Annotated in this window: 12 protein-coding genes and 1 other RNA gene; 7 read left to right on the plus strand and 6 right to left on the minus strand. The window is 58.2% G+C overall.

Features of this window, described 5'->3' with window-relative positions; all coding sequences use genetic code 11:
• Positions 1-41: 41 nt before the first annotated feature.
• The gene (gene grpE, locus E3O56_RS00280) at positions 42-602 is read right to left on the minus strand and encodes a nucleotide exchange factor GrpE (protein ID WP_005791505.1); all 561 of its coding nucleotides are present in this window, start codon (positions 600-602) and stop codon (positions 42-44) included.
• Positions 603-856: 254 nt separating this feature from the next.
• On the opposite strand from grpE, the gene recN reads away from it, so the two are divergent.
• Positions 857-2,530 (plus strand): DNA repair protein RecN, encoded by a 1,674-nt coding sequence (gene recN, locus E3O56_RS00285; protein WP_032879439.1) that lies wholly within the window; start codon positions 857-859, stop codon positions 2,528-2,530.
• An 86-nt stretch (positions 2,531-2,616) separates the two neighbouring features.
• On the opposite strand, the gene fur is transcribed toward recN, so the two are convergent.
• Complete coding sequence (gene fur / locus E3O56_RS00290; RefSeq protein WP_003194220.1) at positions 2,617-3,021, minus strand: ferric iron uptake transcriptional regulator; 405 nt, start codon at positions 3,019-3,021, stop codon at positions 2,617-2,619.
• Positions 3,022-3,119: 98 nt separating this feature from the next.
• Here fur and E3O56_RS00295 point away from each other — a divergent pair, with 98 nt between their 5' ends.
• Positions 3,120-3,647 carry an outer membrane protein assembly factor BamE gene (locus E3O56_RS00295; protein ID WP_005791510.1) on the plus strand — a complete coding sequence of 176 codons (528 nt, stop codon included), beginning with the start codon at positions 3,120-3,122 and terminating at the stop codon, positions 3,645-3,647.
• A 63-nt stretch (positions 3,648-3,710) separates the two neighbouring features.
• On the opposite strand, the gene E3O56_RS00300 is transcribed toward E3O56_RS00295, so the two are convergent.
• Positions 3,711-4,013, minus strand: coding sequence for an RnfH family protein (locus E3O56_RS00300; RefSeq protein WP_078822325.1), 303 nt, complete (start codon positions 4,011-4,013; stop codon positions 3,711-3,713).
• Entirely contained in the window at positions 4,006-4,440 is a 435-nt protein-coding gene (locus tag E3O56_RS00305) for a type II toxin-antitoxin system RatA family toxin (protein WP_005791512.1), read from the minus strand. Before E3O56_RS00305 ends, E3O56_RS00300 begins: the two co-directional genes overlap by 8 nt.
• Positions 4,441-4,607: 167 nt before the next feature.
• Between E3O56_RS00305 and smpB the strand changes: the two genes are divergently transcribed.
• Positions 4,608-5,090, plus strand: a complete 483-nt coding sequence (gene smpB / locus E3O56_RS00310) for an SsrA-binding protein SmpB (protein WP_005791513.1) — start codon at positions 4,608-4,610, stop codon at positions 5,088-5,090.
• Between the two features lie 36 nt (positions 5,091-5,126).
• Here the strand turns inward: smpB and E3O56_RS00315 are convergent, their stop codons facing one another.
• Positions 5,127-5,894 carry a GntR family transcriptional regulator gene (locus E3O56_RS00315; protein WP_005791515.1) on the minus strand — a complete coding sequence of 256 codons (768 nt, stop codon included), beginning with the start codon at positions 5,892-5,894 and terminating at the stop codon, positions 5,127-5,129.
• A 250-nt stretch (positions 5,895-6,144) separates the two neighbouring features.
• On the opposite strand from E3O56_RS00315, the gene E3O56_RS00320 reads away from it, so the two are divergent.
• The 4 genes from E3O56_RS00320 (at position 6,145) to ssrA (ending at position 11,626) form a co-directional block, all read left to right on the plus strand.
• Complete coding sequence (locus tag E3O56_RS00320) at positions 6,145-7,839, plus strand: lactate permease LctP family transporter (protein WP_032879436.1); 1,695 nt, start codon at positions 6,145-6,147, stop codon at positions 7,837-7,839.
• A 70-nt stretch (positions 7,840-7,909) separates the two neighbouring features.
• Entirely contained in the window at positions 7,910-10,720 is a 2,811-nt protein-coding gene (locus E3O56_RS00325; protein WP_248127567.1) for an FAD-binding and (Fe-S)-binding domain-containing protein, read from the plus strand.
• Positions 10,721-10,856: 136 nt separating this feature from the next.
• Positions 10,857-11,135 carry a hypothetical protein gene (locus tag E3O56_RS00330; protein ID WP_223018236.1) on the plus strand — a complete coding sequence of 93 codons (279 nt, stop codon included), beginning with the start codon at positions 10,857-10,859 and terminating at the stop codon, positions 11,133-11,135.
• Positions 11,136-11,229: 94 nt separating this feature from the next.
• Positions 11,230-11,626, plus strand: a transfer-messenger RNA (tmRNA) gene (gene ssrA / locus E3O56_RS00335).
• Positions 11,627-11,822: 196 nt separating this feature from the next.
• On the opposite strand, the gene E3O56_RS00340 is transcribed toward ssrA, so the two are convergent.
• Positions 11,823-13,505: a DNA cytosine methyltransferase gene (locus E3O56_RS00340; RefSeq protein WP_248127569.1), complete on the minus strand. Its 1,683-nt coding sequence runs from the start codon at positions 13,503-13,505 to the stop codon at positions 11,823-11,825.
• Positions 13,506-13,560: the final 55 nt, after the last annotated feature.

Here is a 13,560-nt window from a genome sequence, read left to right on the forward strand (position 1 = left end):
TTAAACGCTTGACTTATAGATGGGGGGCCTTGCGGCGGATTTCAAGCCTGCTCATCAATAGAAGGTGCAGCGGGTGCAGGAGCCTTGCTCACCACCACCATTGCCGGGCGCATCAAGCGACCATTGAGCTGGTAACCCTTCTGGAACACCTTCATCACGCTGTTAGGCTCCAGATCGTGGCTTTCCTGCATGGCCATGGCCTGGTGATGCTCAGCATTGAACGGCTCGCCGCCTTGCGGATCGATCGCTTCCAGCTGATAACGCTTCAGGGTGTCCTGGAACATTTTCAGCGTCAGCTCGATACCTTCACGCATTGGGCGGATGTTTTCGTCGGCCGGGTCAGACAACTCAAGACCACGTTCAAGACTGTCGATGATCGGCAGCAGATCGCCAGCGAATTTTTCCAGCGCGAATTTGTGAGCCTTTTCTACGTCCTGCTCGGCACGGCGGCGGACGTTCTGCAGATCGGCGGCAACACGCAACGATTGATCCTGCGCAGCGGACAATTGCTCTTCGAGCACTTGCACGCGGGTGGCCAGCTCATCACCGGCAGCCGCATTGGCGTCTGGAGTTTGCGTATCCTGCGTCTGTTCGTCAGCCATAGATTTCTCCTTTCAAAATCATGCGCGATCTCGACTCGCGCTTCTGTTCCGGTATATGGGGCCACAATTTCCAGGTTCAAGGGCGCGGGCGTTACCAAAAGTCTTTCGCATGACTCGGATCATTTCCTGCCCCTACATTCCTCATCGCGCTAAAAAAAGCTATTGATCAAGCAAATCGAGCTAAGCGCCAGGATTGTCAGCCACAAACAAAACACTGTATAAATAACCAGACCTCAAGCCTGGGAGCGGCCGTCATGCTCGTGCACCTGTCTGTACATAACTACGCAATCGTTGAACATCTGGATCTCGAACTGGATCGCGGGATGAGCGTAATCACAGGCGAAACCGGCGCCGGCAAGTCGATCATGCTCGACGCCCTCGGCCTGACCCTCGGCGACCGCGCCGACAGTGGCGTGGTACGCCCAGGCTCCGACAAAGCCGATATCCTGGCCACCTTTGACCTGGCCGACATTCCCGAGGCCGAAGCATGGCTGGTCGAGCGCGACCTGAACAATGAAGGCCCGTGCATTCTGCGCCGGGTGATCACTGCCGAAGGTCGCTCCCGCGGCTATATCAACGGCACGCCGTGCCCACTTGGCGACTTGAAAGCCCTGGGTGAGCTGCTGATCGATATCCACAGCCAGCATGAACACCAGTCCCTGCTCAAAACCGATACTCACCGCCGACTGCTCGACGAATACGCCGGCGCCACCGACCTTGCCCGCCAGGTTCAACTGGCCGCCCAACGCTGGCGCCAGACACGCCAGGAACTGGAGCGCCTCTCCAACTCCGGCGATGAACAACGCGCCCGCCACCAACTGCTCAGCTATCAACTCGAAGAGCTTGAAAGCCTGGGCCTGGGCGAGACCGAACTGGAGCAGCTTGAGCAGGAACACAAGAACCTGACCAATGCAGAGACCTTGCTGGGTATCTGCCGCCAGGTCGTCGAGCAATGCAGCGAGAGCGACTCGGGCAATGTGCTCAACGCACTGACAGCCAGCCTCAATCGCCTCTCCAGCGTGAACAATGCTTCCGGCTCGTTGAATGAGGCCACTACCCTGCTCACCAGCGCACAGATCCAGGTTGAAGAAGCCGTCGGTGAACTCAACCGCTTCCTGGACCACTTCGATGCCGATCCGGCACGCCTGCAGGAAATAGAAGAGCGCCTGGACACCATCTATACCCTGGCGCGCAAGCATCGAATCCAGCCCACTGAACTGGCTGCCATGCAACAGAAGCTGCTGGATGAAATCGACACACTGAACGCCAACGACGAGTCCATCGAGCGACTGGGCGAGGAACTCGCTTCGTTTGCCCGCCATTATCAGGAAAAGGCCCAGGAGCTGAGCGACCTGCGCCAACAGGCCGCCACCAGCCTGGCCAGCGCCGTCGAGCAGGAAATCCAGCGCCTGGGTATGCCGGGCGGGCGCTTCACCATCGAACTGCGTGCCAACGCCAGCCACGAACTGCAGCCCCATGGGCTGGAGCAGGTAGAACTGCTGGTCAGCGCCAACCCCGGTCAGCCACTCAAGGCCCTGGCCAAAGTGGCCTCAGGCGGCGAGTTGTCGCGGATCAGCCTGGCGATCCAGGTAATCACCGCGCAGACCTCACGGGTACCAACGCTGGTATTCGATGAAGTAGACGTTGGCATCGGCGGGCCAACCGCAGAAATTGTTGGCCAATTGTTGCGTCGCCTGGGGGATCGCGGCCAGGTACTTACGGTGACTCACTTGCCGCAAGTGGCGGCTCAAGGGCATCAACATCTATTTGTGCACAAGGTGCGCGGCAGCGACGCGACGCACACGGCCGTCTCCAAGCTGAACAAGTCCGAACGGGTAGAAGAAGTTGCGCGGATGCTCGGCGGTATCGACCTGACCAAGGAGTCGCTGGCTCACGCGAAAAAAATGGTCGTGGCCGCGAAGGCTTGAACGGGTACTTTTCCTCTTTATAGAAAGCACGAAGGCGACCCTAGGGTCGCCTTCAATCGTTTCGCAGAGCAAAACTGCGTCGATTTTTACTTTTTCTTACGGATGTACAGCACCAGATTATGGTCGACCAAATCGAAACCGTGCTCCTCAGCAATCTTATGCTGCAGCGCTTCGATTTCAGGGCTGGTGAACTCGATAACCTCATTGGTATCCAGATCAACCATGTGGTCATGGTGACCACCGTCAGCCAGTTCGAATACTGCATGACCGCCGTCGAAATTATGGCGAACCACCAGCCCTGCGGCTTCAAACTGGGTCAGTACACGGTAAACCGTGGCCAGGCCGACGTCCTCGTTAGACTCCATCAGCGCCTTGTAAACATCCTCGGCACTCATGTGGCGTTGCTCAGCAGAATCGAGCATTTGTAGAATCTTGACTCGTGGCAGAGTCACTTTGAGACCGGCTTTGCGTAGTTCGCTATTTTCAACCATGGTTAGCTTTCTCGCGGATGCTGCTTCGCAGCTTCTCTTAATACGGGTATGATCGGCGTTTACGTTGTCCCAGCCAAGATAGTGGAAGTCGCCCACCGATGCAAAACACCAAGCTCTTGCTAACCAGTTTCACCTTTGTGGGACTGCTCGCACTCGCCGGTTGTTCATTCCCCGGGGTTTACAAAATCGACATCCAGCAGGGCAATGTCGTCACGCAGGACATGATAGACCAGTTACGCCCGGGAATGACCCGACGGCAAGTACGGTTTATCATGGGTAACCCCCTGCTGACCGACACATTCCATGCCGATCGCTGGGATTATCTCTACAGCCTGCAGCCTGGTGGCGGTGAACGCCAACAGGAGCGCGTCAGTGTCATCTTCAATGGCAATGACCAGCTCGTGAGCCTGTCCGGTGACTTCATGCCTGGCGTAAGCCGCGATGAAGCCTTGCTGGGCAAGGACAGCGGCACCAACGTGACCGCACCTGCGCAGGAAGCCGAAAAGCCGAAATCCGAGGTGCCGGCCAAGCCAGGCTCCTTGCTGGACCAGATCCAGAAAGACGTCGACGGTGTCGAAACTGTACCCGTCCCGACACCACAGCCTCTGGACACCAGCCCGCAATAATTTTGCGACGCTCGATAAAAAGCCCGGCATGCCGGGCTTTTTGTTGCCTGCCGGTTGGCAAGCCTAGGCGTTCTGTCGCTTGAGCATCGCCGCCTTGGCCGCACGCAGCCTGCGTATTTCCTTGGGGTCTGCCAGCAATGGCCGGTAGATCTCGATCCGATCTCCCGCCTGCACGGCACGCACATCAGCGTCCGGCACCACCTTACCGAAGATACCCAACGGGCAGTCCGCCAACGCCAACTGCGGAAAATGCTCTGCAATGCCCGACGCCAGCACTGCCGCCCTCAGGCTTGTGCCCACCGGTATCGCCACCGCCAGCAGAACCTGGCGATCCACGTCGGCATACACCACTTCAATATCAACCATGCAATTGCTTGGCTCGCTGACAGAAAGCGTCCACCAAAGTATTTGCCGCCTGATTGAACAGTGGCCCCAAAGTCGCCCGCACAATGGGGCCGGCGTAATCAAATGAAAGATCCAGACTGATCTTGCAGGCCTTATCTGTCAGCGCCTTGAACACCCACACGCCGTGCAGCTGGGTGAACGGCCCTTCCTGCAAATTCATTTCAATGGATTTGCCCGGCACCAGCACATTGCGCGTAACAAAATGCTGGCTGAGGCCACCCTTGGCCACACCAACACTGGCGACCATGTGCTCATCACTGCTCTCCAACACCTCGGCAGTCGAACACCAAGGCAGGAATTCCGGGTAACGCGCCACGTCGTTGACCAGGTCATAGAGCGCCTGTGCCGGATAGGGCAGCAGGGCCGAACGTTGAATATGCGTCGTCATGTGAGCGTTACTTCCACTGCTTAAGGCAAACGTCGCGAAAGTACAGCCCGATCCGCGAGAGAAAAAAACCAAAGAACTGCCCGTATTGTCCGGGATTCGTCCAACACGCTCAAGCACGCAGGTTGACCGTAGCCGACACGCTCGCAACTCCCTATAATGCCGCCCCTATGGCTAAACAAAAGAAACACCCCACAGGGACCATCGCGCAAAATAAAAAGGCGCGACACGATTACTTCATCGAACATCGGTTCGAGGCTGGTCTGGTCCTGGCCGGCTGGGAAGTAAAAAGTCTGCGTGCCAGCAAACTGCAGCTGGTCGACAGCTATGTGCTGCTCAAGGATGGCGAGGCGTGGCTGCTCGGCAGTCATATTACCCCGCTGACCACCGCGAGCACCCACGTGATTGCCGACCCGGTGCGCACGCGCAAGCTGTTGCTCAATGCCCGCGAACTCGAAAAGCTCGCCGCGGCCGTGCAGCAAAAAGGCTACGCGTGCGTCTGCCTGTCGTGGTACTGGAGCAAGCACCTGGTCAAGTGCGAAATCGCACTGGGCAAGGGCAAGAAGGAATACGACAAGCGCGACACCGAACGCGAGCGCGACTCCAATCGCGAACTGCATCGCGCCGTGCGCAACAAGGGCAAGGAAGACTAACCCTTGTAATGATGTAGCCGCGGGCAACCCCCGTGGCTACATGCCCTTACGTCGCTCCGCCCGCGCTACTCGCTGAACCTCCTGCCGCACTTCCTCCAACACTTCCTGCACGTACAACAGGTGACGTGTTGAAACGTCGCGCGCCTGCTCGGCCCGCCCCTCGATAATCGCCAGGTACAAGTCCCGGTGCTGACTGATCAGCATGTCGCGGGTCTCGGTGCGCTGCTGATACATACCGCCAATATTGGTCACCACGTTGCGCTTGAGCAGGTCGAACAACCCGCGAATGGTGTGCAGCAGCACTGCGTTATGACTGGCCTCGGCGATCGCCAAGTGAAACCTTGCATCCGCAGCGCCCTCCTCCACTCGGCTCACCTCGTCGGCTCGCGCATAGCAGTCCTGCAGCGCTTCGAACGCCGCCGTCAGTCGCTCACGGTCGACCTCGGTAGCACGCAATGCCGCGTAATAAGCACACGAAGCCTCCAGAGTCTGACGAAACTCCAGAAGGTCGCGCTGCGCCTCGGGATTGTTTTCCAGCAGATGCAGCAGCGGATCACTGAAGGTCGAACCCAGGGAATCCACCACATAGTTGCCGCCGCCCTGCCGACTGACCAGCAACCCCTTGGCCGCCAATTTCTGGATCGCCTCACGCAATGAAGGGCGTGACACACCAAATTGTTCAGCCAAAGCGCGTTCGGCCGGCAAGCGCTCGCCCGACTTCAACGTGCCCTCAAGGATCATGCCCTCAAGCTGCTCGACAATATCGTCAGACAAACGGCGCTGACGCACCTGATCAAACCCCATAACTCACTCTCCACCATCCCGACCACTCGCCGGGGCCCCTATTCTGGCCTATCGCCGCGCTGGCAGCACCTATCAGAACACCTTCGATTTACCCGATCAGAACACTCGACACTCACTCTCAGACCAAAGTTTGACGAGCGGCAAATTGACACACCCCTGCCAAGGCTCTTAATCTAGCCCACAGCGACTGTAAATTGGTATTACCAATTATCCAAGCTAACCAAACAACAACAATCAGGGGCCACCCCATATGCAAACCTGGCAACAGCTCTACAGCCCTCTCGGCAGCCTCGGCCTGTCCGCACTGGCCGCCGTTATTCCAATCGTGTTCTTCTTCCTGGCCCTGGCCGTATTCCGCCTCAAAGGCCATGTGGCCGGCAGCATCACCTTGGCATTGTCGATCCTGGTCGCCATCTTCGCCTTCCAGATGCCGGTCGACATGGCCCTGGCAGCGGCTGGTTACGGGTTTGCCTATGGCTTGTGGCCGATCGCCTGGATCATCGTGGCGGCGGTGTTCCTCTACAAGCTGACGGTCAAGAGCGGGCAGTTCGAGATCATCCGCAGCTCCGTCTTGTCGATCACCGATGACCAGCGCTTGCAGGTGCTGCTGATCGGCTTCTGCTTTGGCGCCTTCCTGGAAGGCGCGGCCGGGTTCGGCGCACCCGTGGCAATCACCGCCGCGTTGCTGGTGGGCTTGGGCTTCAACCCCCTGTACGCCGCGGGCCTGTGCCTGATTGCCAATACCGCGCCGGTGGCGTTCGGCGCACTGGGCATTCCGATCATCGTCGCAGGCCAGGTCACCGGCATTGATGCGTTCAAGATCGGCGCCATGACCGGCCGCCAACTGCCGCTGCTGTCACTGTTTGTGCCCTTCTGGCTGGTGTTCATGATGGACGGCCTGCGCGGCGTGCGTGAAACCTGGCCGGCAGCCTTGGTGGCCGGCTTGAGCTTTGCCGTCACCCAGTACTTCACCTCCAACTTCATTGGCCCGGAACTGCCAGACATTACCTCGGCCCTCGCCAGCCTGATCTCCCTGACACTGTTCCTGAAAATCTGGCAACCCAAGCGCACCGCAGGCGCGCAGATTGCCGGTGCCACCTCCAGCGTAGCGGTCACCTCCAGCGCCGGCGGTTTCGGTTTGCCACGCAGCACAGTGGTTTCACCCTACAGCCTGGGGCAAATTTTCAAGGCCTGGTCGCCGTTTCTGATCCTGACCGTACTGGTCACCATCTGGACCCTCAAACCCTTCAAGGCCATGTTCGCGGCCGGAGGTTCGATGTACAGCTGGGTGTTCAACTTCGCGATCCCCCACCTGGACCAACTGGTGATCAAAGTCGCACCCATCGTCACCAACCCCACCGCCATCCCCGCCGTCTTCAAGCTGGACCCGATTTCGGCCACCGGCACCGCGATCTTCTTCTCCGCACTGGTCTCGATGCTGGTGCTGAAAATTGATATCAAGACTGGTCTTACCACTTTAAAAGAGACCTTCTTTGAGCTGCGCTGGCCGATCCTGTCCATCGGCATGGTGCTGGCGTTCGCCTTCGTCACCAACTACTCCGGCATGTCCTCGACCATGGCCCTGGTACTGGCTGGCACCGGCGCCGCCTTCCCGTTCTTCTCGCCCTTCCTCGGCTGGCTGGGGGTTTTCCTGACCGGCTCGGACACCTCATCCAACGCCCTGTTCAGCTCGCTGCAAGCCACCACCGCCCACCAGATTGGCGTCAACGACACCTTGCTGGTAGCCGCCAACACCAGCGGCGGCGTGACCGGCAAAATGATCTCGCCGCAATCGATCGCCGTGGCCTGCGCAGCCACGGGCCTGGTGGGCAAGGAGTCCGATCTGTTCCGCTTTACCCTCAAGCACAGTCTGTTCTTTGCCACCATCGTCGGGCTGATCACCCTGGCGCAGGCGTACTGGTTCACCGGTATGCTGGTGCACTGAGACCTGCACGTAATAGGGTAAGAATCGACGCCGGACAACGATGCCGGCGTCTGCTATTTCTGGAGGACCGATGAGCCTGCCTGCTGCTTTTCTCAGCGACGTCGCACAACTGATCCCGCAAGATCGCCGCTTCGACGACCCACTTTCCACCCTCGCCTTCGGCACCGACGCCAGCTTCTACCGATTGATCCCACAGCTGGTGATCCGCGTGGAGTCAGAAGACGAAGTCGTCGCACTGCTGCAACTGGCCCAGCGCGATCACGTGCCGGTGACCTTCCGGGCCGCGGGCACCAGCCTGTCCGGGCAGGCGATCAGCGACTCGGTGCTGATCGTGCTCGGCGACAATTGGAACCACCGCGAAATTCGTGGGCAAGGCACACAGATCCGCCTGCAACCCGGCGTCATCGGCGCCCAGGCCAACGCCTGGCTCGCGCCGTTCGGGCGCAAGATCGGCCCGGACCCGGCGTCGATCAACGCCTGCAAAATTGGCGGCATCGTTGCCAACAATGCCAGCGGCATGTGCTGCGGTACGGCACAAAACACCTATCACACCCTGGCGGGCATTCGTTTGGTACTGGCCGATGGCAGCCGCCTGGACACCGAAGATGCCGCCAGCGTGCAAGCCTTCCGCCAAACCCACAGTGCACTGCTTGAGCGCCTGGCCACGTTGGGCCGCGAGACACGCGCAAACGCTGAACTGGCTGCGAAGATTCGCCACAAATACCGTTTGAAAAACACCACCGGCCTGTCACTCAACGCCTTGGTGGATTTCGACGACCCGCTGGATATCCTCAGCCACCTGCTGGTCGGCTCCGAGGGCACCCTGGGGTTTATCAGTGCGGTCACCTACGACACGGTAATCGATCACCCGAACAAAGCCTCGGCGCTGATCGTGTTCCCGGATGTCGAGACATGCTGCAACGCAGTAACGGTGCTGAAAACCCAGCCGGTTTCCGCCGTTGAACTGCTGGACCGACGCAGTATGCGCTCGGTGCAAGACAAACCGGGTATGCCCGCATTCGTACAACACTTATCGGAAAATGCCTGCGCACTGCTGATCGAATCCCGCGCGGCCTCGCCGTCATTACTGCACGAACAACTAACGCTGATCATGGCCTCTCTGGCGGCGTTTCCCGTAGAAAAACAGGTCGACTTCACCGAAGACCCCGTGGAAAACGCCCGCCTGTGGGCAATCCGCAAAGACACCTTCCCCGCCGTAGGCGCCGTACGCAAAACCGGCACCACCGTGATCATCGAAGACGTCACCTTCCCCGTCGAACAACTGGCGATCGGCGTAAACCGCCTGATCGAACTGTTCGACAAACATCACTACGACGAAGCCATCCTTTTCGGACACGCCCTGGAAGGCAATCTGCACTTTGTATTCACCCAAGGCTTCAACAGCAGCGAAGAAGTCACACGCTATCAAGCGTTCATGGACGACGTCGCGCAACTGGTGGCGGTGGAGTTCGGTGGCTCGCTGAAGGCCGAACACGGCACCGGTCGCAATATGGCGCCGTTCGTTGAACTGGAATGGGGCAGCGACGCCTATCAATTGATGTGGCAACTCAAGCGCCTGCTCGACCCCAACGGCATCCTCAACCCGGATGTGGTGCTCAGCGAAGACCCACAAATCCACCTCAAACACCTCAAGCCCCTGCCCGCCGCCGATGAGCTTGTGGACAAGTGCATCGAGTGTGGCTTCTGCGAACCCGTGTGCCCCTCGAAAGGCCTGACCCTGAGCCCACGCCAGCGCATTGTGATCTGGCGCGACATCCAGGCCAAACGCCGCGCAGGCGTAGACACCACCGAACTGGAAGCGGCCTACCACTATCAAGGCATCGACACCTGCGCCGCCACCGGGCTATGCGCCCAACGCTGCCCTGTAGGCATCAATACCGGCGACCTGGTGAAAAAGCTGCGCAGCCGCGAAGCAGACCGTACGAAAACCGCCGAATGGCTCGCCAGCCATTTCGCCACCGCACTGCAAGGCGCGCGCTTCACCCTGCACGTCGCCAATGGTGCACGCATGTTATTGGGTGCCCCGCGCCTGACAAAGTGGTCGGCCACCGTGAACAGACTGTCCAAAGGGCAAATCCCGCAGTGGACCAATGCCATGCCACAACCGGAAAAAGCCATTCGCTTCAGCCCGCCAGTTACAGATGAGCGCCCGCGGGTGGTCTACCTGGCTGCCTGCGTCTCACGCGCCATGGGCCCGGCAGCCGGGGATAAAGAACAGATGTCGCTGTACGACAAAACCCGCAACCTCCTGGAAAAAGCCGGTTACCAAGTCGTATTCCCCGACAATCAAGACAACCTGTGCTGCGGCCAGCCCTTCGCCTCCAAAGGCTATGCCGAGCAGGCCGAACACAAGCGCCAGGAACTGATCGGCGCCCTGCTCCACGCCAGCCGAGGCGGCCTCGACCCGATCTATTGCGACACCAGCCCCTGCACCCTGCGCCTGGTACAAGACCTGGGCGAAACCCGCCTGGACCTCTACGACCCGGTACGCTTTATCCGCACCCACCTGCTGGACCGCCTCGACTTCACGCCGCAGGAAGCCCCCATCGCCGTACACGTCACGTGCAGCACCCAGCACTTGGGCGAAAGCCAGGCCCTGATCGAACTGGCCCGACGCTGTGCAAAAACCGTCGTCATCCCCGAAGGCATTCACTGCTGTGGCTTTGCCGGCGACAAAGGCTTCACCACCCCGCAACTCAACGCCCACGCCCTGCGCTCGCTCAAGCACGCCGTGCAACATTGCAGCGAAGGCATCTCCACCAGCCGCACCTGCGAGATCGGCCTGAGCCAGCATGGCGGCATCGACTACCACGGCCTGGTCTACCTGGTAGACCGCGTCACCCGCGCCCGCGCCCACTGACCCGGCAAAAAAACCGAACCCTGGCGCACCAGCGCAGTCATCTGCATAGGCCTCGACAAACGAGGCCCATCAGTGATGTCGCTGGCAGCGGTTGCACGCCAGCAGCGTCGAGCCCTTTTGCGCAAGGAGACACCCTATGAAGCGTTCCGCTCTTGCTGGCTTGTTCATGACCGCTGCGATGCTCGCCTCCCCCGCCTTCGCTGCCGGTGACAAAGACCTGTGCCAGATCAACCTGGACAAAATCAACAACGGCAAAGCCCTGCTGTCCACCGATACCAGTGGCAAAAGTGGCGAAATAGACACCGCCGTCTCCCAGGCCAAGGCCGCCCACGACGCAGGTGATGAGAAGAAGTGCATCGAAATCACCTCCAAGGCCCTGCAAGACCTGCAGAACAGCGAGAAAGGCGGTCAGTAAGCGATAGGGCCAACCTTCGGGTTGGCCTTCGCTGAGCTTTTGGCGTACACTGCACAGGCTTGTCACTCACTAAGAAACAACGAGTTACAAGCACGGGGCCGTTTAGGATTCGACGCCGGTCGCGAAACTTTAGGTGCATGCCGAGTTGGTAACAGAACTCGTAAATCCACTGTTGCAACTTCTTATAGTTGCCAATGACGAAAACTACGGCCAGGAATTCGCTCTCGCTGCGTAAGCAGCCTTAGCCCTGAGCTTCTGGTACCTTCGGGTCCAGCAATCACCAGGGGATGTCTGTAAACCCAAAGTGATTGTCATATAGAACAGAATCGCCGTGCAGTACGTTGTGGACGAAGCGGCTAAAACTTACACAACTCGCCCAAAGCACCCTGCCCTTCGGGTCGCTGAGGGTTAACTTAATAGAAACGGCTACGCATGTAGTACCGACAGCGGAGTACTGGCGGACGGGGGTTCAAATCCCCCCGGCTCCACCAAATCAACGAAAAAAGACGTCTTTGGACGTCTTTTTTTGTGTCTGGAATCCAGTAAATACACGGGCTTCAGTGCTTATGGGAGCTTTGGAGATTTTTTGAGTTCCTGCCGCTTTGGCATCCCGGACTGCCAAATTCTATTTTCAGGATACCAAAACGGTGCTGGAGGTAGCCCCACCAAAAAGGGGCCAGTAAGCGCCTACGGCAGCAGTGGCGATTCATTTTGTGCAGGGCGCTTCATAATATCTTGACGCTCGGCTACCCGCCGGCACACAACGTCATAAACAATTTTCGCAATTTTGTTTGCCAATAAAGGCGGTACCGCATTGCCCACTTGGTGGTACTGCTGGGTTCGATTCCCTTCAAAATAATAGTTATCTGGGAAGGTTTGAAGTCGCGCTGCCTCTCGAACGGTCAAACTACGACATTGCGCAGGGTCGTAGTGAATAAAGTAGTGGCCATCCTTCGAGATATGGCTGGTGATAGTCGTTGCCGGAAGCTCTGCGAGCTGCACTCTGAAACGGTCACTGAACTTACCGCTTTCCCAGTTTTTGTGAGCGGGAGCAAGGCCAGGCAGTGAAAATTGCTGATGGCCCTTTGGAGAATACTTGTTGTGCTCAGCAAAGGTGCTCGCAAACGCGTATCGCCGTAGGTCTGACTTCATATGTCCGCGGGCATCGTGGCTCATCCAGTATTTAATGTTGACGTCTTGGTACCAAGCATCAAGGGAAGGTATACCCGTGTTGCCTAGACCTTGCTCCTTAGGCACTCGCAGACCGCCAGAACTCTGAGGCGCATTGAAAAGCGCTTGACGAGTAGCTCGCAGAGGCGCAATCAGTTTTCCATTTTCCCTTTCCGCGTGACGCAGTAAATCGTCTACTTCGTCGGCAACCGCACGGTACCAGTCTTCTTGGGAGTCCGAACGCCGCGACAGCTTGCTTCTAAGCTTGGGCAGGCCACCGATCGCTTGCCTGACCGATACCGGGTCGGCTGTTTTCAGGAGGTCATGAAATGGAGTATTACCGTGCTCGTCGAGCGCTATTCCCAGAAGAATGACTCGATGGCGAGCTTGCGGAATCCCGTATTTTTCTGCTTCGATGATAAAAGACTTCGGGTTTACCCTGCCGATGCAATCAGCAGAGCTGATCGACTCTTCGGAAACCAGAGAACAGATCTTGTATTTCTGCCCGCCCTCTACCTGATCCAATGCTTGGGTAGGGTCCACTAGGTCTCGGAGAATCTGCGCAAAGATCCCTTCACCTCCAACCTTGGAGGACAATATCCCTTTTACATTTTCCATGACAAAAACAGTAGGGCGATAGTTCTTGATGATGCGCAGATAGTCTTTATAGAGAAAATGTCGATGATCATTCTCAGCGACGTAACCCTGCTTGCCTTGGTTTCTGGCCCGACCAACTATCGAATACGCTTGGCATGGAGGGCCGCCTATAAGGACCCAAGGACGTCCATCCTTATTTAATCTGGCATCGATGAGTCCGTTTAGCTCGGAGTCGCCCTCCTCCGATCCTAGGGTGATCTGCCGTGCTTCCTCCTCGGCTCGGATCCAGAACTCTGTCGTTTCAGGGGTGCTAGGCTCTTCGGCCTCACCATTGCAGTACCGATAGTAGTCCTGAAGCCCTCGGGGATACTCGCGCTTGAGCAAGCGATAGAAGGCACGCAGCTTAAGTGTCTTCCTAGCCACAGGATCCATTTCGGCGGAAACGATGATGTCGAACCGCTTGCCATCACCGGAGGATGAAAAACCCTCACCCAGTCCGCCAGGGCCAGCGAAAAGATCGACGATCTGGATAGCGTCCTCAATTGCAACAGCTGGCTCGGCGGTCGCCCTCGGCGGGAAAAGAGAGTTCTGGTATTGAGTCATGGGCTCATCAGTCAAGAAAACAGGAATGGCAACAGCGTAGGTAGCCGAGCAGCGA

Origin of the sequence: Pseudomonas sp. W2Aug9 (assembly GCF_023127755.1) — a bacterium.
GTDB lineage: Bacteria > Pseudomonadota > Gammaproteobacteria > Pseudomonadales > Pseudomonadaceae > Aquipseudomonas > Aquipseudomonas synxantha_A.